Source organism: Pseudomonas sp. GW823-FHT02C05, from assembly GCF_058797595.1.
On sequence record NZ_JBXAJU010000002.1, the window covers coordinates 978,251 to 998,617 of the forward strand.

A 20,367-nucleotide genomic window follows, 5' to 3' on the forward strand; every position below is an offset into this window, starting at 1 on the left:
TTCCCTCAGCCTGCATCGTCAGGTCCTGGTTGCTTGAACGAGGCGGGGGCCTATTGCGTGGAGCGCGATGTGTGAGTTGTGTGGCCTTGATCCCTGCCCGAGGTGGCAGCAAGCGAATTGCGAGGAAGAACCTCAAGCCCTTCGATGGCGTGCCGATGCTCGCCCGTTCTATCGATAAGGCGCTGGGTTCGGGGTTGTTCCAGCGCGTGGTGGTCAGCACCGACGATCCCGAGATCGCCGAGCTGGCCATTGCCTGTGGCGCAGAGGTGCCTTTTGTCCGACCGCAGGCTCTGGCGGATGACTTCACCGGCACTGCGGCGGTGATCGTGCATGCCTTGCAAGCGTTGCGGGAGCTGGGGCAGCAATTCGAATATGCCTGTTGCATCTATGCCACCGCCCCCCTGTTGCAACTGCGTTTTTTGCGCCAGGGGCTGGCGTTGCTGGAGCAGCATCAGGACAGGTCGTTTGCCTTTTCGGTGTGCAGTTTTGGTTTTCCGGTGCAACGGGCGCTGACGCTAGACGAGCAGGGCGCTCTGGGCGCGCTGTATCCGGAGTTCAGTCAAGCCCGCTCCCAGGATTTGCCCGTGGCCTATCAGGATGCGGCGCAGTTCTATTGGGGTAGAAGCCAGGCCTGGCTGGAGGGGGAGGCGTTGTTCTCTTCTCGCAGCTTGCCGGTGATCCTGCCGCGTCACCTGGTTCAGGATATCGACACCGACGAGGATTGGCGGCGGGCGCAATACCTGTACGCCGCGCTCAAGGCCGCAGGAGAGCTGGAGTGAGGGTGCTGATCCGGGCTGACGCCTCGCCGGCGATCGGCAGCGGCCACGTGGCCCGCTGCCTGACCCTGGCTCAGGTGTTGCGCCAGCAGGGGGCCGAAGTTGCATTCGCCTGCCGTCGCCTGCCCGGCAATCGCTTGGCGGCCTTGCAAGCTGAAGGTTTTCCGACCTTTGCACTGCCTGAGTTCTATACCGATGAGAACCCTCGGTTGGGTATCGAAGCGCCCTTGCCCTGGCAGGCCGATATCGCGGCACTGCAGGAAGCCCTGGTAGATCAGCCGGCCTTCGACTGGGTGCTGGTGGATCACTACGGCCTTGATCATCAGTGGCAAAGCGCAGCTCGCCGATGGGCGCCGCGGATCGCCGCGATCGATGATCTGGCCAACCGCCGGCATGCCGCAGATCTGTTGCTGGACCAGAACTTCAGTGGTTCGGCCGAGGCGTATGCCGGGTTGTACGGCACACAGTGCCGGACCTTGTTCGGGCCGCACTTTGCCTTGCTGCGTGAGGAGTTCCGGCGCCCTCCGATCCTGATTCGGCCGCAGGCCCAGCGGCTGCTGGTGAACTTTGGAGGTTTTGATGCTGCCGGCCAGACCCACAAGGCCATGCTGGCGCTGGCGGACCTGCATGAACTGCAGGTGGATTTTGTTGCTGGCAGTGGCAACCCGGATTGGCAGGCCATGCAGATGCTGGCAGCAGACCGGCCGAACTGGCACTTGCACAGTTATGTGAACGACTTCGCCGGGTTGCTGGCCGAAGCAGACCTGTGCCTGGGGGCCGGGGGCGGTACCAGTTGGGAGCGTGCAGTGCTGGGCGTGCCTACGTTGTGCATCACCGTGGCCGGCAATCAGCAGGCCAATGCCCGGCTGTTGGCTGAAGCGGGTGCCCACTTGTACCTGGGGCCTTGTGAGCAGGTGGAAGTCGGACAACTGCGCGATGCCGTGAAGCTCATGCTGGGCAACCCTGGGCTGCGCCATAGCCTGGCTGCTCGTGCCCGGAAACTGGTCGATGGCCTGGGCTCGCAGCGGGTGGCCGCGGCGCTGTTCGCGGCGGCAGTTCGTCTGCGACCGGCGACCCTTGACGATGCCCGGCTGCTATTTGACGGGCGCAATAGTGATCTGGTCAGGCGCTGGTCGCAGCAGCCCGAGGCCATCGACTGGTGGAACCATGTGCAGTGGCTGGAGGCCTGTCTGAGCGACCCACAGTGTTTGCTGCTGATCGCCGAGTTGCCAGATGGCCCTCTGGGAATGCTGCGTTATGACCGGGAGGGAGGGCAGGCCGAGGTGTCGATCTACCTGTTTGCCGGACGCTTCGGCCTAGGCTGGGGGCAGGTTCTACTGGAGCAGGGGGAGGCCTGCCTGCTGCGCCATTGGCCCGATGTGCAGCGCCTGCGGGCACAGGTCCTGTCGAATAACCAAGTGTCGCTGAGTTTGTTTCGCCGGGCTGGCTATCGCCAAGGCGCCTGCGAATTCACCCGTATGTTGAAGGAACATCTAGATGACTAGTTTCAAGATTGGCTCGCGCTTCGTGGGCGCCGGCCATGGGCCGTTGATCATTGCGGAGATGAGCGGCAACCATAACCAGTCGCTGGATGTGGCCTTGCAGATTGTCGAGGCAGCGGCCAGGGCCGGTGCCCATGCACTGAAGTTGCAGACCTATACCGCCGACACCATGACGCTGGACCTCGCTCAGGGCGAGTTCTTCATCAAGGACCCGGACAGCCTCTGGGCCGGATCATCGCTCTACCAGCTGTACCAACAGGCCCACACACCCTGGGAATGGCATCAGCCGATCTTTGCCCGGGCCAAGGCCCTGGGCATGCTGGCCTTCTCCACGCCATTCGATGAGAGCGCCGTGGATTTCCTGGAAAGCCTCGACGTTCCGGCCTACAAGATCGCCAGTTTTGAAAACACCGACCTGCCGTTGATTCGCCGGGTGGCCGCTACCGGCAAGCCGCTGATCATCTCCACTGGCATGGCCAGCATTGCCGAGCTGGACGAAAGTGTCCGGGCTGCACGACAGGCGGGTTGCCGCGATCTGGTGCTGCTCAAGTGCACCAGCACCTATCCTGCATCACCGACCAACAGCAATCTGCTGACCATTCCTCATCTGCGGGAGTTGTTCGGCTGTGAGGTGGGCTTGTCGGATCACAGCATGGGTGTCGGTGTGTCCGTGGCGGCGGTGGCGCTAGGTGCCACAGTGATCGAGAAACATTTCACCCTGGATCGAGCTGCCGGTGGGGTCGACGCCAGCTTCTCCCTGGAGCCTGCAGAGATGGCCAGCCTGGTGCTGGAAACCGAGCGGGCCTGGCAGGCCATGGGGCAGGTCAGCTATGGCGCCACCCAGGCCGAGAGCAAATCACTGGTTTACCGCCGGTCGCTGTATGTCACCCAAGACATGCAGGCCGGAGAGCTGTTCAGCGCCGACAACGTGCGGGCCATCCGTCCCGGGCTGGGGCTCGCTCCCAAGCACTATGACGCCCTGCTTGGCCGTCGCGCGCGCCAGGCCCTCAAGCGCGGCACCGCGCTGGACTGGGTATTCGTCGAGTAGCCCTTTGTATGGCAGTTTCGGCAAAATAGCGTGACCTGTGAGTCATAACGTGCATCTTCACTGTATTGTATCGCCCGGGAAGATGGCGCCAGCCCTGTGTGACAGGTCCAGTGATAGCCCTTGGTTCTTCCCGATACCGCCGTGTTTCGGCGCAAGTATCTGTGTTTTTTCGGCAGCCCCTGCTCGGTCATCGCGCGGGGGTATTGAGCTGTTTATTATTGGGAAGCCGTAATGATTGGCATAAAAAGCATTGCGAGCTACGTGCCTGTAGCCGGCGTGGACAATTACGCACAAGGTGCAAAATTCGCCAAGGATGAAGAGTTCATCCTGGGCAAGATCGGTTCGGCCTTCCTGCCGCGCAAAGACGCCGGGCAAGAAACCTCCGATCTGTGTGTCGAAGCAGTCAATGCATTGTTTGCCGCTAACCCGGAACTCAAGCGCGAAGCCATCGATGTGTTGATCGTGGTTACCCAGAACGGTGACGAAGAAGGTTTGCCTCACACCGCGGCGATCGTACAGGACAAGCTGGGCCTGCCCACCACCGTCGCGGCCTTTGATATTTCCCTGGGTTGCTCCGGGTACGTCTACGGCATCTATGCCATCAAGGGGTTCATGGAAGCTGCTGGCCTGAAGAATGGCCTGCTGGTCACCGCTGACCCTTACTCGAAGATTGTCGATCCCGAAGATCGCAATACCACCATGCTGTTCGGTGACGCCGCCACGGCCACCTGGCTGGGCGAGGACGCCACTTGGCAGCTGGGCAAGGCCAAGTTCGGTACCGATGGTTCGGGGGCTCCGCACCTGAAGGTCACCGATGGTGTGTTCTTCATGAACGGCCGCCAGGTGTTCAACTTCGCTCTGCTGAAAGTGCCGGCACACCTGCACGAGTTGCTGGATGAGTCGGGGCTGAAGTCTGACGATATCGATGCCTTCTGCATTCACCAGGGCAGCGCGGCGATCGTCGATGCGGTGGCCCGGCGTTTCGAAGGCAACCCCGACAAGTTCATCAAGGACATGGTGGAGACCGGCAATACCGTGTCCTCCAGCATTCCGCTACTGCTGGAAAAGCACATGTTCGATTCCAGTTGGAAGCGCGTTGCCCTCAGTGGCTTCGGCGTTGGTCTGTCCTGGGGATCGGCCATCATCTACCGCTCCTGAGTTTCAGCTCGCAGCGGCACAGATAGCGCTCAAGGTGTAATCTTGAGCGCTATTTTTTTGCACGAGTGATAAGCGAGGCGGCATGAGCGACAGCTTTGAACACAACGCCCGGGTGATTGGCGAGCGCTGGCCGGCGCTGCTGGCACGGGTGCAGGCTGAGGATGCTGCTGTGCTGCAGGCGGATCTGGTGGAAGGCCTTGGCTCGACCCTGAGCATTGGCGGGGTCCAGCTGACCAGTCGCCATGATCGCAGTCGCGAGGCTCAGGTCCAGGCCGCCAGCCTGCCTGAGGCGGCGGTATTGCATCTTTACGGCTGTGGCTTGGGTGACCTGCAAATGGCGTTGCTGCAGCGGCCGGGGCTGGAGCGTCTGTATGTGCACATTCTCAATGGCGCACTGTTCAAGCTGGTGCTGCAACTGCTGGAACAGCAGGCCTGGCTGGCTGATTCACGGGTCGAGTTGTTGTATGCCGGCGACCTGCCGGAGATTGCATTGCCGTTTTTCGCCCTGCCGGCCGAGCTGGTGCTGGCCGATGACTACAACGCGAAGATCCGCGATCGGTTGATCAGCGAGACTCATCTTTCCTTCAATAATCGTTTGTTTACCGCAGATACAGCGGATATCGTCGAGCGCCTGGCTGCCATTGAGCCTTGGGTTGGGATGGATCGCGATATTGCCGAGCTGTTTGATCGCCATCCCGGGAGCGAAGTCTTTGTTATCGCTACGGGGCCGAGCCTGGAGCATCACTATGCGGCATTGCGCGCCGTGTCCGGCCAGGCGCAGCGGCCGCTGCTGATCTGTGTCGACACGGCATACCAGCCGCTGCTCAAAGAGGGCATCCGGGTGGACCTGGTGGTGAGTGTCGACCAGCGAATTTCCACCCGGCACCTGCCTGCTCAAGGCAGTGACTGCACCGCTCTGGTGTATATGCCGCTGGCGGACCCGCAGGTACTCGAGGGCTGGCTCGGGCCGCGGTATGTGGCGTATTCCGCCAGCCCGGTGTTCCAGGCATTGCGCCAGCGCATACCCCGGGCACAGCTGCATGCCGGTGGCAGCGTGATTCATCCGGCCGTGGATCTGGCGGTGAAGATGGGAGGGCGACGGATCACCCTGTTTGGTGCGGACTTCGCGTTCCCCATGAACCGTACCCATGCCGGTTGGCATGACGGCGATCTTGGCCCGCAACTCGGCGCGGCCCGACACTGGGTGCTGGATGGGCATGGGCAGCGAGTCAAGACCCAGCTTAATTTCCGCAGCTACCTGTGCGAACTGGAGCGCTATATCAGCAGTCAGCCTGAGGTGGCGTTTTTCAATACCAGCCGTGATGGCGCGATGATCCTCGGTACCACCTTTCACCCGGATTTTGCTCAATGAATCAGCTAGAGCCTATGGTTTCCCGAGCCAGAGAAGTCGCCGATCTGTTTCGTCTGGGGCGTGATGTCGAGGCGGTGGGTGTCATGGTTGAGCTGTTCGATCCCATCCAGTCGTTGGTGGATGGAGCTGCGCTGCCTGTCCAGCAGGATTGGGCGCAATTGCTGACCCTGATGCTGGCATGCCAGGAAGGGCAGGACTGGTTGGGATTGGCCGACTATCTGGAGTACGAGCTGCTGGACTGGTTGCAGGCCGAGTTTGGTGGATGAGCGGTGCGGCAGGCTGGGCGAGTGTTTTTGGTGGGTATTTTCTGGCGTCAGTTTTTCGTTCGGTGTCGGCTTAACCCCTTGTTTTCCAAGGGATGGCCGGGTGATGGCAAATATTTTTGAAAAAGCCCTAAAGCAACTTGCATTACCGACGATAACTATTACGAAGGTTCTCTAGGCCATTACCCGGCGGTTGCCAGGGCCGGAAGCCGCAGTACCCAACCAACGAGGAATTCGTCATGGCTTTAACAGTAAACACTAACGTCACGTCGTTGAACGTTCAGAAAAACCTGAACCGCGCTTCCGACGCTCTGTCGACTTCGATGACTCGCCTGTCTTCCGGCCTGAAGATCAACAGCGCAAAAGACGACGCCGCCGGCCTGCAGATCGCTACCCGCATGACTTCGCAGATCCGTGGTCAGACCATGGCGATCAAAAACGCCAACGACGGTATCTCCATCGCCCAGACCGCTGAAGGCGCGATGCAAGAATCCACCAACATCCTGCAGCGTATGCGTGAACTGGCTGTTCAGTCGCGAAACGACTCCAACGGTACCCAAGACCGCGTTGCTCTGAACAAAGAATTTGCTCAGATGTCGGACGAGCTGACTCGTATCGCCAAGTCGACCAACCTGAACGGCAAGAACCTGATCGACGGTTCCGCTGGCACCATGACCTTCCAGGTTGGTTCCAACACCGGTTCCACCAACCAGATCACCATCACCCTGGACAGCGGCTTCGACGCTGCCACCCTGGGCGTTGACTCCGGCACCATCAACATCACCGGTAACGACAGCACCACTGCCGAGACCAACACCAAGGCCGCGATGGACGCCATCGACAAGGCTCTGGCTACCATCAACTCCAGCCGTGCGGACCTCGGTGCTGCCCAGAACCGTCTGACCAGCACCATCTCCAACCTGCAGAACATCAACGAAAACGCCAGTGCTGCACTGGGTCGCGTACAAGATACCGACTTCGCTGCTGAAACTGCCCAGCTGACCAAGCAGCAGACTCTGCAACAAGCTTCGACCGCAGTTCTGGCCCAGGCCAACCAACTGCCATCCGCTGTACTGAAACTGCTTCAGTAATAGCTGGCTAAGCTTTGGCGGGGGAGTGCGCTGGTCGTGCTCTCTCGCTTTTTTACTTTAAGAGGTGATGGACATGGATATGAGCGTGAAGCTGAACTTGTCTTATCCAGCGGCCAAGCCGGTGACGCCTGTCGCTGACAAGCCCGTGGAGAAGCCTCGAGAGGTCGTTCCTGCAGTTGCCAAAACCGCATCTCAGGACAGTAAGAAAGAAGCTCGGACCGAGCAGGAAAAGTTGAAAATGGCCGTTCAGGAAATTGAAAAGTTCGTCCAGTCGGTCAAGCGCAATCTAGAGTTCTCGATCGACGAGCCTTCCGGAAAGGTCGTGGTCAAAGTCATTGCCAGTGATTCGGGTGAAGTGGTTCGCCAGATCCCCAATGAAGAAGTGCTGAAACTGGCCAATAGCTTGAATGATGCGAGTAGTCTGTTGTTCAGTGCCAAGGCCTGACAGCTGGCATGAAAATTGTTGCTGGTTACGTTTGAGCGCTGTAGTGGTCAAAAGACTGGCGGCACACTGAAGGGAGAGACACATGGCAAGTCCAATTCTACCGGGTACCGGCTTGGGTTCCGGCCTCGACACCGGTGCTATCGTCAAGGCGTTGGTAGCTGCTGACAAGGCGGCCAAGCAAGGTCAGATCGATCGCGCGACCACCACCAATAGCGCCAGCATTTCTGGTATCGGGACATTGCAGTCGTTGTTGTCGACCTTCCAGAGCACGCTGTCGGTTGCTGGGCTGGGAAGCTCTGTGAATCCCGCCTTTGCCGGTTTCGCTGCGACCTCCAGCGACAGCAAGACCGTAGACGCCACCGCAGACAACTATGCGGTTGCCGGCAAATACTCGGTTACCGTCAAAAATCTTGCAACTTCGTCAAAAGTGGCCAGTGCGGCTTTTAGCGGAGGAAATACCAGTGCCATTCCGAGTGGTACGTTAAACATCACTCAAAATGGCATTAACTACCCGTTGACCGTCGGCGCCAATGCGACGCTGCAATCGGTGCGTGACTCGATCAACGCTGATTCGAAGATGAACATGGCCGGGCTCAGCGCGAACATCGTGACCGACTCGTTCGGTTCGCGACTGGTGATCGGCTCCGAAAAGACCGGTGCAGGCACCGACATTTCTGTCAGCGGTATTGCCGGTTTGGAGATCGATGGCACTCAGCCGATGTCGAGTGATACCAATCCGGCTTCCGCCGCCTCATCCGGCAATATCGGTGGGCTGGCCAAGGACGCGGTTTTCAGCGTCGACGGCATGCAACTGACCAGCAAGACCAATACAGTCACGCAGGCCATTTCCGGTCTTAAGCTCAATCTGGTTGCGCCAACTACCACGCCGATCACCGTGACAGTTGCCACAAACACTGAGGGTCTTAAAACCTCGATCCAGAAGTTTGTCGATGCCTATAACGCCGTGGCCAACGGCATTACTACGCTGACCAAGCCTTCCCTGGATGACAGTGGCAACCCGACCATCCCGGCACAGCTCACTGGTGACTCGCTGCCTCGTTCGATTCTGGCGGCTATTCGTGCACCACTGTCCGAAACGGGCGCCGGCGACAAGTTGACAGTGCTTGCGCAGTTGGGGATCACCACCAACCAGAAGACCGGTGCACTGGATTTCGACGACAAGAAATTCACGGCTGCAATGACCGACAAGAAGCTCGGTGGTGAAGTGCAGAAGCTGTTTACCGGTGATGGTACCAACCCGGGTCTGCTGGAACGCATGACTAACGCGATCAAGCCGTTTACCCAGGGCGTGGGTAGCATGACCGAGGGGATCCTGACCACTCGTACCAAGACCCTGGATATCACCAAGAAAAAGCTCAGTGATCAACAGGATGCCCTGGATCGCCGGGTGGCTACCCTGACAGCGGTACTGACCAAGAAGTACAACGACATGGACACCCTGGTGGGCAAGCTGAAGGCCACCGCCAGTAACATCACGTCGATGTTTGAAGCCTTGACCGCACAGCAAAAAGGCTGATATTCACTCAGCGCCAAAAGCCCGGCAGCGTTTTTCAGCGCTCCGGGCTTTTGTATTTGGCCTAAAGTTTTTTGACGTTGCGTCGATATATTGCTTATACGAACCCTTGAGTTTTGAAGAGGTATTACATGAATCCGATGTTAGCCCTTCGGCAGTACCAGAAGATCGGTGCGCAGGCGCAGACCTCCGAAGCCAGTCCCCACCGTCTGGTGCAGATGCTGATGGAAGGCGGCCTGGATCGTATCGCTCAGGCCAAGGGGGCGATTGAGCGCAAGGATATCGCCAACAAAGGCATATTCATCAGCAAGGCCATCGGCATCATTGGTGGTCTGCGTGAAGGCCTGGACCTGGAAAACTCCCTGGATACCCTGGGGGATCTGGACAGTCTGTATACCTACATGATGAAGCGCCTGGCTGAAGCCAATATCAAGACCGATCCGAAGATTCTCGATGAGGTCGCCGATCTGCTGCGTACGGTCAAGGATGGCTGGGATGCCATTGCCGCACCGGGTCCGCAGTTTTAAGGAGGAACACCATGAGTGCTGTCCTGCAACGCATTGAAGAAACCCGTGAGGCGCTGGTCGGCGCCCTGGCCGAACGCAACTGGCAAGCCATTGGCGAGCTGGACCTGGCGTGCCGTTCATGCATGGAGGACGTGCTCAGCGAGGCTGAGGTCGACGAGGCGGCACTGCGCGACAATCTGGAGGAGTTGTTGGGGGTCTACCGGCAACTGCTTGAGGTGGCAACAGGGGAGCGCCAGGCGATAGTCGACGAGATGTCGCAGATCCAGCAAGCACAGAACGCGGCAAAGGTTTACCATTTGTTCGGTTGATGTTGAGTTAATCCCGAACACTGCGCGCCATAAATTTGACTGTGCACGCTTTTTTGACTTAACTAGTGGCTGTTTTCAGATTTCAGGCGTCTATAAGGCAGAAAATGCCTACAAGCGCGTCTAGCTTGCCCCTTATCTGGGCATTGAGTTGACTAGGGAAGTTGCTATTGCATGTGGCGTGAAACCAAAATTCTGCTGATCGATGACGATAGCGTGCGCCGCCGCGACCTGGCGGTGATTTTAAATTTTCTTGGCGAAGAAAATTTACCCTGCGGTAGCCATGACTGGCAGCAGGCTGTCGGCTCTTTGTCGTCAAGTCGCGAAGTAATTTGCGTCCTCATCGGGACCGTAAATGCTCCTGGTGCACTTCTGGGCCTGTTAAAGACACTCTCAACCTGGGATGAGTTCCTTCCGGTGCTGTTGATGGGCGAAAATTCTTCCATTGATCTGCCTGAAGACCAGCGTCGTCGTGTGCTTTCCACCCTGGAAATGCCTCCCAGCTACAGCAAATTGCTGGACTCCCTGCACCGAGCCCAGGTCTATCGTGAAATGTACGATCAGGCCCGTGAGCGCGGTCGTCACCGTGAACCCAATCTTTTCCGCAGCCTGGTAGGCACCAGTCGCGCCATCCAGCATGTGCGGCAGATGATGCAGCAGGTGGCGGATACCGACGCCAGCGTGCTGATCCTTGGCGAGTCGGGAACAGGCAAGGAAGTGGTAGCGCGCAACCTGCACTATCACTCCAAGCGGCGCGACGCGCCTTTCGTGCCGGTCAATTGCGGCGCCATTCCGGCAGAGCTGCTGGAAAGTGAGCTGTTTGGCCATGAAAAGGGCGCGTTCACCGGTGCTATCACCAGTCGTGCCGGGCGTTTCGAGCTGGCTAATGGCGGCACCCTGTTCCTCGACGAAATCGGCGATATGCCACTGCCGATGCAGGTCAAGTTGTTGCGGGTGCTGCAGGAGCGCACGTTCGAGCGCGTGGGCAGCAACAAGACCCAGGGTGTTGATGTGCGAATCATCGCTGCCACCCATAAGAACCTGGAAAGCATGATCGAGGTAGGCAGCTTCCGTGAGGATCTGTACTACCGCCTCAACGTGTTCCCCATTGAAATGGCGCCGCTGCGTGAGCGAGTGGAAGACATTCCGCTGCTGATGAATGAGCTGATTTCGCGAATGGAGCACGAGAAGCGCGGCTCGATCCGCTTCAACTCTGCTGCCATCATGTCGCTATGCCGGCATGGCTGGCCGGGTAACGTTCGTGAGTTGGCCAACCTGGTGGAGCGCATGGCGATCATGCATCCCTATGGTGTGATTGGCGTCGTCGAGTTGCCGAAGAAGTTCCGCTATGTGGATGACGAAGACGAGCAGTTGGTGGACAGCCTGCGCAGCGATCTGGAAGAGCGCGTAGCGATCAACGGTCACGCGCCAGACTTCGCCGCCACGGCCATGCTGCCGCCGGAAGGCCTGGACCTGAAGGACTACCTCGGCAGCCTGGAGCAAGGGCTGATCCAGCAGGCGCTGGACGACGCCAATGGCATCGTGGCGCGGGCCGCAGAGCGTTTGCGCATCCGTCGCACCACCCTGGTGGAGAAGATGCGCAAGTACGGTATGAGCCGTCGTGAGGGTGATGAACAGGCGGATGATTGACGCCGGTTTTTCAAGTCTTTGAAAACTGGGTGGTTTTTTTTAGGCACGGGTATTGCTAAGTCTCTTGCAACGTTCCGTTTAACTGACGGTCAGCCACGCGAGAGTGCACGATGCCCCAAGCCGCCCAGATGTCTCCTGCCCCTGATGCACAGAGGCAATCGTCGTCCGTAGAGCAGGCAAGCCGGCTAGGTCTTGAGCAGGCCTTCGCCTTGTTCAACCAGATGTCGAGCCAACTTACTGACTCCTACAGCATGCTTGAGGCCCGGGTGACCGAGCTCAAGGGCGAGTTGGCGGTGGTCAGCGCCCAGCGCATGCAGGAGCTGGCGGAAAAGGAGCGTCTGGCCAATCGTCTGCAGAACCTGCTGGACCTGTTGCCGGGCGGGGTCATCGTGATTGATGGTCATGGCATCGTCACCGAGGCCAACCCGGCAGCCTGCGAGCTGCTGGGGCTGCCGCTGGAAGGGCAGTTGTGGCGCAACATCATCGCCCGCAGCTTTGCCCCTCGCGAAGATGATGGCCATGAAATTTCCCTGCGTGACGGTCGACGCCTGTCGATTGCCACGCGCTCGCTGGATGCCGAGCCCGGGCAGTTGGTGCTGCTCAATGACTTGACTGAAACCCGTCATCTACAGGACCAGTTGGCCCGTCATGAGCGTCTGTCCTCCCTGGGCAAGATGGTTGCCTCCCTGGCTCACCAGATCCGCACGCCGCTGTCGGCGGCCCTGCTGTACGCCAGCCATCTCACTGAGCAGGAACTGCCGGTCGCTACCCATCAGCGCTTTGCCGGGCGGCTCAAGGAGCGTTTGCACGAGCTGGAACATCAAGTGCGCGACATGCTGGTGTTCGCCCGTGGCGAATTGCCCCTGACCGATCGCCTGACGCCCAAGTCGCTGTTGCAGTCGTTGCAGGCCGCGGCCCTGACCCATGTGCAGGACGTTGCCGTGCGCTGGCAGTGCGATAGCCACCACGGTGAGTTGCTGTGCAATCGCGACACGCTGGTGGGCGCCTTGCTCAATCTGATCGAGAACGCGGTGCAGGCCAGTGCCGGCGCGGCGCGACTCAAGGTGCACCTGTACAGCCGCGGCGACACCTTGCGGCTGTGCATCAGTGACAGTGGCAGTGGTATCGACGCTGCGGTCCTGGAGCGCCTGGGAGAGCCGTTCTTCACCACCAAGGCCAATGGAACCGGGCTGGGCCTGACGGTGGTCAAGGCGGTAGCCCGTGCTCATCAGGGAGAATTGTCGCTGCGCTCGCGTCCTGGGCGCGGTACTTGTGCGCTGGTGACACTGCCTCTGTTCTCCAGCGTGCATGGAGTGGAGTGAAGGTAATGGCAATCAAGGTTCTACTGGTTGAAGACGACCGCGCATTGCGCGAGGCCCTGGCGGATACCCTGCTGCTGGCCGGTCATGACTACAAGGCTGTCGGCAGTGCTGAGGAAGCATTGGAGGCTGTGGCCGCGGAGCCCTTCAGCCTGGTGGTCAGCGACGTCAACATGCCGGGCATGGACGGTCATCAATTGCTTGGCCTGCTGCGAGCCCGCCAGCCACAACTGCCGGTGTTGCTGATGACTGCCCATGGCGCCGTCGAGCGTGCCGTGGACGCCATGCGCCAGGGGGCGGCCGATTATCTGGTCAAGCCTTTCGAGCCGCGGGCTCTGCTGGACCTGGTGGCGCGCCATGCCTTGGGCAGCCTGGGTGTTGGCGAGGATGAGGGGCCTGTGGCCTTCGAACCAGCCAGCGCTCAGTTGCTGGAGCTGGCGGCGCGGGTGGCCCGCAGTGACTCCACGGTGCTGATTTCCGGTGAATCCGGTACTGGCAAGGAGGTGCTGGCGCGCTATATCCATCAGCATTCCCATCGAGTCAATCAGCCGTTTATCGCCATCAACTGCGCGGCCATCCCGGACAACATGCTCGAAGCCACTTTGTTCGGGCACGAAAAGGGCTCTTTCACAGGGGCCATCGCTGCCCAGCCCGGCAAGTTCGAGCAGGCCGATGGCGGCACCATCCTGCTGGACGAGATTTCCGAAATGCCTCTGGGCTTGCAGGCCAAGCTGCTGCGGGTGTTGCAGGAGCGCGAAGTGGAGCGGGTTGGTGCGCGCAAGCCGATCACCCTGGATATCCGCGTGGTCGCCACCACCAACCGCGATCTGGCGGGGGAGGTGGCGGCCGGCCGTTTCCGTGAGGACTTGTATTACCGTTTGTCGGTATTTCCTCTGGCCTGGAAGCCGTTGCGCGAGCGTACCGCCGATATCCTGCCGCTGGCCGAGCGCCTGCTGGCCAAGCACGTCAATAAAATGAAGCACGCGGCGGCCAGGCTATCGGCCAAGGCCCAGGAGTGCCTGCTGGCCTATCCATGGCCAGGCAACGTTAGAGAACTGGACAACGCATTGCAGCGCGCATTGATCCTGCAGCAGGGGGGCTTGATCCAGCCGGAAGATTTCTGTCTTGCCGGCCCTGTGGCTTGTGCTCCGCTGCCGGCGCTGGCGCCCGTGGTGCAGATGGCAGCGCGTGGCACGGCTGCCGAGGTGGAGGTGCCGGCTCAAGAATCCGGTGGCCTGGGCGATGACCTGCGGCGCCGGGAGTTTCAGATGATCATCGATACCCTGCGCTCCGAGCGCGGGCGACGCAAGGAGGCCGCGGAACGCCTGGGTATCAGCCCGCGGACCTTGCGCTACAAGTTGGCGCAGATGCGCGATGCTGGAATGGACGTCGAGGCCTATCTGTTCGCGACCTGATCTGTGAGAGGCAAGCCCGGGATGGGCTTTTGTCGATAAGGGCCATGGAGCTGGCACCCTTGTTGCTAACACCTCACTAACCGCTGAGTGAGCGTCAAAAAATTGCGGATCGTCAGAGAGAGTAGACCATGAGCCAAGGTGTTGAATTTAATCGGTTGATGCTGGATATGCGTGCCATGCAGATGGACGCAATGTCGCAGCCTAAATCCGCCGCGGTGGCAGAAGTCAGCGGCAGCAGCTTTGCTGACATGCTTGGCCAGGCCGTGAACAAGGTCAATGACACTCAGCAGGCGTCCAATCAGCTGTCCAGTGCCTTTGAAATTGGCAAGAGCGGTGTCGACCTGACGGACGTGATGATTTCCTCGCAAAAGGCCAGCGTGTCTTTTCAAGCCTTGACCCAGGTTCGCAACAAGCTGGTTCAAGCGTATCAAGACATCATGCAGATGCCGGTTTAAGGACGAGATTGAGTCATGGCAGAAGCAGTCGCCGATAACGTACCGGCCAAGGCCGCCCCGATCGACGGTAAACCGCCGCTGTTCGGTTTGTCCTTCCTGGAAAACCTGTCCCAGATGACCATGCTGCGTCAGGTCGGCCTGTTGGTGGGCCTGGCCGCCAGCGTGGCGATTGGTTTTGCCGTGGTGCTGTGGTCCCAGCAACCCGATTACCGGCCGCTGTACGGCAGCCTGGCGGGTATGGACGCCAAGCAGGTCATGGATACCCTGGCCTCTGCCGACATTCCTTACACCGTAGAGCCCAATTCCGGCGCCTTGCTGGTCAAGGCCGATGACCTGTCCCGAGCCCGCCTGAAGCTGGCCGCGGCTGGCGTAGCGCCGGGTGACGGCAACGTCGGCTTCGAGATCCTCGATAAAGAGCAGGGCCTGGGTACCAGTCAGTTCATGGAAGCGACCCGTTACCGTCGCGGCCTGGAGGGCGAGCTGGCTCGCACCATCTCCAGCCTGAACAACGTCAAGGGCGCCCGGGTGCACCTGGCGATTCCCAAAAGCTCGGTGTTCGTGCGTGATGAACGCAAGCCCAGCGCCTCGGTCCTGGTAGAACTCTACTCCGGCCGTTCCCTGGAGCCCGGCCAGGTCATGGCCATCGTCAACCTGGTGGCGACCAGTGTTCCCGAGCTGAACAAGTCCCAGGTCACCGTGGTCGATCAGAAGGGCAACCTGTTGTCCGACCAGGCGGAAAACTCCGCACTGACCATGGCTGGCAAGCAGTTCGACTACAGCCGTCGCCTGGAAGGCATGCTGACCCAGCGGGTGCACAACATCCTGCAACCGGTGCTGGGCAACGATCGCTACAAGGCTGAAGTCTCGGCGGACGTCGATTTCAGTGCCGTGGAATCCACCTCCGAACAGTTCAACCCCGACCAGCCGGCCCTGCGCAGCGAGCAGTCGGTGAATGAGCAGCGCTCCAGCAGCAACGGCCCGCAAGGCGTGCCGGGTGCTCTGAGCAACCAGCCGCCGGCGCCGGCCTCTGCGCCACAAACCACCGGTGGCGCCACTGCCGCCGCCGGCATGGTGCAACCGGGCCAGCCACTGCTGGACGCCAACGGCCAACAGATCATGGACCCGGCCACCGGCCAGCCGATGCTGGCGCCGTACCCGTCGGACAAGCGTCAACAATCCACCAAGAACTTCGAGCTCGATCGCTCCATCAGCCATACCAAGCAGCAGCAGGGTCGCCTGAATCGTCTGTCGGTAGCGGTAGTGGTGGACGACCAGGTCAAGGTCAACCCGGCCAATGGCGAAACCAGCCGAGCGCCGTGGAGCGCCGACGAATTGGCGCGTTTCACCCGTCTGGTGCAGGACGCCGTGGGCTTCGATGCCAGCCGTGGCGACAGCGTCAGCGTGATCAACGTGCCGTTCTCCGCCGAACGCGGGGAAGTGATCGCCGATATTCCGTTCTACTCGCAGCCCTGGTTCTGGGACATCGTCAAGCAAGTGCTCGGCGTGCTGTTCATCCTGGTGCTGGTGTTCGGCGTGTTGCGTCCGGTGCTCAACAACATCACTGGCGGCGGCAAGAACAAAGAACTGGCAGGCCTGGGCAGTGACGTCGAATTGGGCGGCATGGGCGGCCTGGACGGTGAGTTGGGCAACGACCGCGTGAGCCTCGGCGGCCCGCAGAGCATTCTGCTGCCGAGCCCGAGCGAGGGTTATGACGCTCAGTTGAACGCAATCAAGAGTCTGGTGGCTGAAGACCCGGGTCGAGTGGCTCAGGTCGTGAAAGAGTGGATTAACGCAGATGAGTGATAACCGAGCCGCTACCGCCAAACTGACCCGGGTCGACAAAGCCGCGATCCTGCTGCTGTCCCTGGGTTCTACCGATGCTGCGCAAGTGTTGCGCCACATGGGCCCCAAAGAGGTCCAGCGGGTGGGTGTGGCCATGGCGCAGATGGGTAACGTGCACCGTGAGCAGGTCGAACAGGTGATGAGCGAGTTCGTCGATATTGTCGGCGACCAGACCAGCCTCGGCGTCGGTTCCGATGACTACGTGCGCAAGATGCTCACCCAGGCCCTGGGCGAAGACAAGGCCAACGGCCTGATCGACCGCATTCTGCTGGGTGGCAACACCAGCGGCCTGGACAGCCTGAAGTGGATGGAGCCGCGGGCCGTTGCCGACGTGATCCGCTACGAGCACCCGCAGATCCAGGCCATCGTGGTGGCCTACCTCGATCCTGACCAGGCCGGCGAAGTGCTCGGCAACTTCGACCACAAGGCGCGCCTGGACATCATCTTGCGGGTTTCCTCGCTCAACACCGTGCAACCCGCGGCGCTCAAGGAACTCAACCAGATTCTCGAGAAGCAGTTCTCCGGCAACTCCAACGCATCGCGGACCACCCTGGGTGGTATCAAGCGTGCAGCCGACATCATGAACTTCCTCGACAGCTCGATCGAAGGCCAGCTGATGGATTCGATCCGCGAAGTGGACGAAGACCTGTCGGGCCAGATCGAAGACCTGATGTTCGTCTTCAACAACCTCGCCGATGTCGACGATCGCGGCATCCAGGCGCTGCTGCGCGAAGTCTCTTCCGATGTACTGGTGCTGGCCCTCAAGGGCTCGGACGAAGGGGTCAAGGAAAAGATCTTCAAGAACATGTCCAAGCGTGCGGCGGAACTGCTGCGCGACGACCTGGAAGCCAAGGGCCCGGTTCGCGTCAGCGATGTGGAAACCGCGCAGAAGGAAATCCTCACCATTGCCCGCCGTATGGCCGAAGCCGGAGAAATCGTTCTCGGCGGGAAGGGCGGCGAAGAAATGATCTAAGGTCGCTTTATGTCGTCCAGCAGTGATGAGTCCCAAAGCGAGCTGATTCGCGCCCGGGACGTCGAGGGTTTTGACGTCTGGGCGCTGCCCAGTTTCGATCCCGAGCCGCCCGAGCCTGAGCCCGAGCCGGAAGAGGTGCAGGAGGAGATCGAGGAAGTGCCGCTGGAGGAAGTCCAGCCGCTGACCCTTGAAGAGCTCGAGAGCATCCGCCAGGAAGCCTATAATGAAGGGTTCGCCACTGGCGAGAAAGAGGGCTTTCACAGCACCACCCTCAAAGTGCGCCAGGAAGCCGAAGTGGCACTGAGCGCCAAGTTGCAGGCGCTCGAGCAACTGATGGCCAACCTGTTCGAGCCCATTGCCGAGCAGGACACCCAGATTGAAAAGACCCTGGTGGAGCTGGTGCGGCATATCACCCGCCAGGTGATCCAGCGCGAGCTGGCGATGGACTCCACGCAGATCGAACATGTCATGCGCGAAGCGCTCAAGCTGCTGCCCCTGGGCGTCGGTAATGTGCGCCTGTACGTCAATCCGCAGGATTTCGAGCAGGTCAAAAGCCTGCGCGAGCGCCATGAGGAAAGCTGGCGCATCGTCGAGGACGAAGCGCTGCTGCCCGGCGGTTGCCGGGTCGAGACCGAGTACAGCCGTATCGACGCCAGCATGGAAACCCGGATCGCCCAGGCCATGGACCAGCTGTCCGACCAGTTGCACGAACAATCGCTGCATCCGGCAGCGGCGGACCTTGGTCTGGACCTGGGGCCGTTGACGCCGTCGGCGCCGCAGAGCGACATCGCCGACCCCGCTATGGACCCTGACGCCGCACACGAGCCAGCGGACCCTAGCAATGCGCCTTGAACGCACCAGCTTCGGCAAGCGCCTGGGGGGCTATGCCCAGGCCGTCAGCCTGCCGGGCCAGCCAATCCTTGAGGGCCGCTTGCTGCGCATGGTCGGCCTGACACTGGAAGCCGAAGGCTTGCGCGCGGCCATGGGCACCCGGTGCATGGTGATCAACGATGACAGCTACCACCCGGTCAAGGTCGAAGCCGAGGTCATGGGGTTCTCCGGGAGCAAGGTATTCCTGATGCCGGTGGGCAGCGTGGCCGGGATCGCTCCGGGCGCGCGCGTGGTGCCCCTGGCCGACACCGGCCGTTTGCCCATGGGCATGAGCATGCTCGGGCGTGTGCTGGACGGCGCCGGCAGGGCGCTGGACGGCAAGGGCGCGATGCGTGCCGAAGACTGGGTACCGATGGACGGCCCCGCCATCAACCCGCTCAAGCGCGACCCCATCAGCCAGCCGCTGGATGTGGGTATTCGCAGCATCAACGGTTTATTGACGGTAGGTCGCGGTCAGCGTCTCGGCCTGTTCGCCGGTACCGGCGTGGGCAAGAGTGTGCTGCTGGGCATGATGACCCGCTTCACCGAGGCCGACATCATTGTGGTCGGGCTGATCGGCGAGCGGGGACGTGAGGTCAAGGAGTTCATCGAGCACATCCTGGGTGAGGAAGGCCTCAAGCGGTCGGTGGTGGTGGCCTCGCCAGCGGATGACGCTCCGCTGATGCGTCTGCGGGCTGCGATGTACTGCACGCGGATCGCCGAATATTTTCGCGACAAGGGCAAGAACGTCCTGTTGCTGATGGATTCCCTGACACGTTTCGCCCAGGCCCAGCGGGAAATCGCCCTGGCCATCGGCGAGCCGCCGGCCACCAAGGGTTATCCGCCTTCGGTGTTCGCCAAGCTGCCCAAACTGGTGGAGCGTGCCGGCAATGCCGAGGCCGGCGGCGGTTCGATCACCGCCTTCTACACGGTCTTGTCCGAAGGCGACGACCAGCAGGACCCGATCGCCGACTCGGCGCGGGGCGTGCTCGACGGGCATATCGTGCTGTCCAGGCGCCTGGCGGAAGAGGGGCACTACCCGGCCATCGACATCGAGGCTTCCATCAGTCGGGTCATGCCGGCGGTGATCAGCCCTGACAACATGGCGCGGGCGCAGTACTTCAAACAGCTGTGGTCGCGTTACCAGCAGGCCCGGGACCTGATCAGCGTCGGTGCCTATGTGGCCGGCGGCGATCGGGATACCGATACGGCCATTTCCCTGCATCCGGCCATGGTTGCGTACCTGCGCCAGGGGCTCAATGACAACATCAGCCTGGGCCATAGCCAGACCCACCTGGAAATGCTTTTCGCTCCGGCAGCGGGCGGGTAACCGGCCATGGCCGATAGCCGTGCGGCGCGCCTGGCGCCAGTGGTGGACATGGCAGAGAGTGCCGAGCGCACGGCCGCCCAGCGCCTGGAGTACTTTCACGGCCAGGTGCGTGTGGCCGAGAGCAAGCTGGGGGACCTGGAGCGTTTTCGTGGCGACTACCAGGAACAGTGGGTCGAGCGCGGCAAGTTGGGGGTCAGTGGCCACTGGCTGATGAACTACCAGTACTTTCTCAGCCAGCTGGATACCGCCGTCGGTCAGCAGCGACAGAGCCTGGCCTGGCACCAGAACAACCTCGATCGCGCCCGGGAGGCCTGGCAGCAGGCCTATGCCCGGGTCGAGGGGCTGCGCAAGCTGGTGCAGCGCTATATCGACGAGGCGCGGGCGCTTGAGGACAAGCGTGAGCAGAAGTTGCTGGATGAACTTTCCCAACGCTTGCCTCGTCAGAGCCCATACTGATGGTGCTCATTTGCCCCGTGCGGGTTGTCCCCCCGG

20 protein-coding genes are annotated in these 20,367 nt (G+C 60.8%); all 20 read left to right on the forward strand.

Annotated features, from left to right (window positions below; all coding sequences use genetic code 11):
- The first annotated feature begins 71 nt into the window (after positions 1-71).
- The 20 genes from pseF to fliJ all read left to right on the forward strand — a co-directional run bounded on the left by pseF (position 72) and on the right by fliJ (position 20,331).
- Positions 72-779: a pseudaminic acid cytidylyltransferase gene (gene pseF / locus AC1RGE_RS15525; RefSeq protein ID WP_011059959.1), complete on the forward strand. Its 708-nt coding sequence runs from the start codon at positions 72-74 to the stop codon at positions 777-779.
- Positions 776-2,281: a UDP-2,4-diacetamido-2,4,6-trideoxy-beta-L-altropyranose hydrolase gene (gene pseG / locus AC1RGE_RS15530; RefSeq protein WP_019095433.1), complete on the forward strand. Its 1,506-nt coding sequence runs from the start codon at positions 776-778 to the stop codon at positions 2,279-2,281. The genes pseF and pseG overlap by 4 nt, the downstream gene beginning before the upstream one ends.
- Positions 2,274-3,326 (forward strand): pseudaminic acid synthase, encoded by a 1,053-nt coding sequence (gene pseI, locus AC1RGE_RS15535; protein WP_072444225.1) that lies wholly within the window; start codon positions 2,274-2,276, stop codon positions 3,324-3,326. Before pseG ends, pseI begins: the two co-directional genes overlap by 8 nt.
- A 231-nt stretch (positions 3,327-3,557) precedes the next feature.
- On the forward strand, positions 3,558-4,484 hold the full coding sequence (locus tag AC1RGE_RS15540) for a ketoacyl-ACP synthase III (protein ID WP_011059962.1): 927 nt from the start codon (positions 3,558-3,560) through the stop codon (positions 4,482-4,484).
- Between the two features lie 82 nt (positions 4,485-4,566).
- Complete coding sequence (locus AC1RGE_RS15545; RefSeq protein WP_072444223.1) at positions 4,567-5,856, forward strand: motility associated factor glycosyltransferase family protein; 1,290 nt, start codon at positions 4,567-4,569, stop codon at positions 5,854-5,856.
- Entirely contained in the window at positions 5,853-6,122 is a 270-nt protein-coding gene (locus AC1RGE_RS15550) for a hypothetical protein (RefSeq protein ID WP_072444221.1), read from the forward strand. Before AC1RGE_RS15545 ends, AC1RGE_RS15550 begins: the two co-directional genes overlap by 4 nt.
- A 236-nt stretch (positions 6,123-6,358) precedes the next feature.
- Positions 6,359-7,210, forward strand: coding sequence for a flagellin domain-containing protein (locus AC1RGE_RS15555; RefSeq protein ID WP_011059965.1), 852 nt, complete (start codon positions 6,359-6,361; stop codon positions 7,208-7,210).
- A gap of 73 nt (positions 7,211-7,283) precedes the next feature.
- A complete protein-coding gene (locus AC1RGE_RS15560) occupies positions 7,284-7,655 on the forward strand; it encodes a flagellar protein FlaG (RefSeq protein ID WP_011059966.1) in 372 nt (123 codons plus the stop codon).
- An 82-nt stretch (positions 7,656-7,737) separates the two neighbouring features.
- Positions 7,738-9,192: a flagellar filament capping protein FliD gene (fliD, locus tag AC1RGE_RS15565; RefSeq protein ID WP_011059967.1), complete on the forward strand. Its 1,455-nt coding sequence runs from the start codon at positions 7,738-7,740 to the stop codon at positions 9,190-9,192.
- 128 nt (positions 9,193-9,320) lie between these two features.
- A complete protein-coding gene (fliS, locus tag AC1RGE_RS15570; protein WP_011059968.1) occupies positions 9,321-9,716 on the forward strand; it encodes a flagellar export chaperone FliS in 396 nt (131 codons plus the stop codon).
- 11 nt (positions 9,717-9,727) lie between these two features.
- The gene (gene fliT / locus AC1RGE_RS15575) at positions 9,728-10,024 is read left to right on the forward strand and encodes a flagellar protein FliT (RefSeq protein ID WP_011059969.1); all 297 of its coding nucleotides are present in this window, start codon (positions 9,728-9,730) and stop codon (positions 10,022-10,024) included.
- Positions 10,025-10,195: 171 nt separating this feature from the next.
- Positions 10,196-11,671, forward strand: coding sequence for a sigma-54 dependent transcriptional regulator (locus tag AC1RGE_RS15580; protein WP_011059970.1), 1,476 nt, complete (start codon positions 10,196-10,198; stop codon positions 11,669-11,671).
- 128 nt (positions 11,672-11,799) lie between these two features.
- On the forward strand, positions 11,800-12,993 hold the full coding sequence (locus AC1RGE_RS15585; RefSeq protein WP_401022359.1) for a sensor histidine kinase: 1,194 nt from the start codon (positions 11,800-11,802) through the stop codon (positions 12,991-12,993).
- Positions 12,994-12,998: 5 nt separating this feature from the next.
- A complete protein-coding gene (locus AC1RGE_RS15590; protein WP_368994509.1) occupies positions 12,999-14,405 on the forward strand; it encodes a sigma-54-dependent transcriptional regulator in 1,407 nt (468 codons plus the stop codon).
- 128 nt (positions 14,406-14,533) lie between these two features.
- Complete coding sequence (gene fliE / locus AC1RGE_RS15595; protein WP_011059973.1) at positions 14,534-14,860, forward strand: flagellar hook-basal body complex protein FliE; 327 nt, start codon at positions 14,534-14,536, stop codon at positions 14,858-14,860.
- 15 nt (positions 14,861-14,875) lie between these two features.
- The gene (fliF, locus tag AC1RGE_RS15600; RefSeq protein ID WP_011059974.1) at positions 14,876-16,663 is read left to right on the forward strand and encodes a flagellar basal-body MS-ring/collar protein FliF; all 1,788 of its coding nucleotides are present in this window, start codon (positions 14,876-14,878) and stop codon (positions 16,661-16,663) included.
- Complete coding sequence (gene fliG / locus AC1RGE_RS15605; protein ID WP_011059975.1) at positions 16,656-17,675, forward strand: flagellar motor switch protein FliG; 1,020 nt, start codon at positions 16,656-16,658, stop codon at positions 17,673-17,675. The genes fliF and fliG overlap by 8 nt, the downstream gene beginning before the upstream one ends.
- A gap of 9 nt (positions 17,676-17,684) precedes the next feature.
- Positions 17,685-18,527 carry a flagellar assembly protein FliH gene (gene fliH, locus AC1RGE_RS15610; protein WP_011059976.1) on the forward strand — a complete coding sequence of 281 codons (843 nt, stop codon included), beginning with the start codon at positions 17,685-17,687 and terminating at the stop codon, positions 18,525-18,527.
- Positions 18,517-19,875: a flagellar protein export ATPase FliI gene (gene fliI / locus AC1RGE_RS15615; protein ID WP_492584590.1), complete on the forward strand. Its 1,359-nt coding sequence runs from the start codon at positions 18,517-18,519 to the stop codon at positions 19,873-19,875. The genes fliH and fliI overlap by 11 nt, the downstream gene beginning before the upstream one ends.
- Positions 19,876-19,881: 6 nt before the next feature.
- Positions 19,882-20,331, forward strand: coding sequence for a flagellar export protein FliJ (fliJ, locus tag AC1RGE_RS15620; protein WP_011059978.1), 450 nt, complete (start codon positions 19,882-19,884; stop codon positions 20,329-20,331).
- The last annotated feature ends 36 nt before the right edge of the window (positions 20,332-20,367 follow it).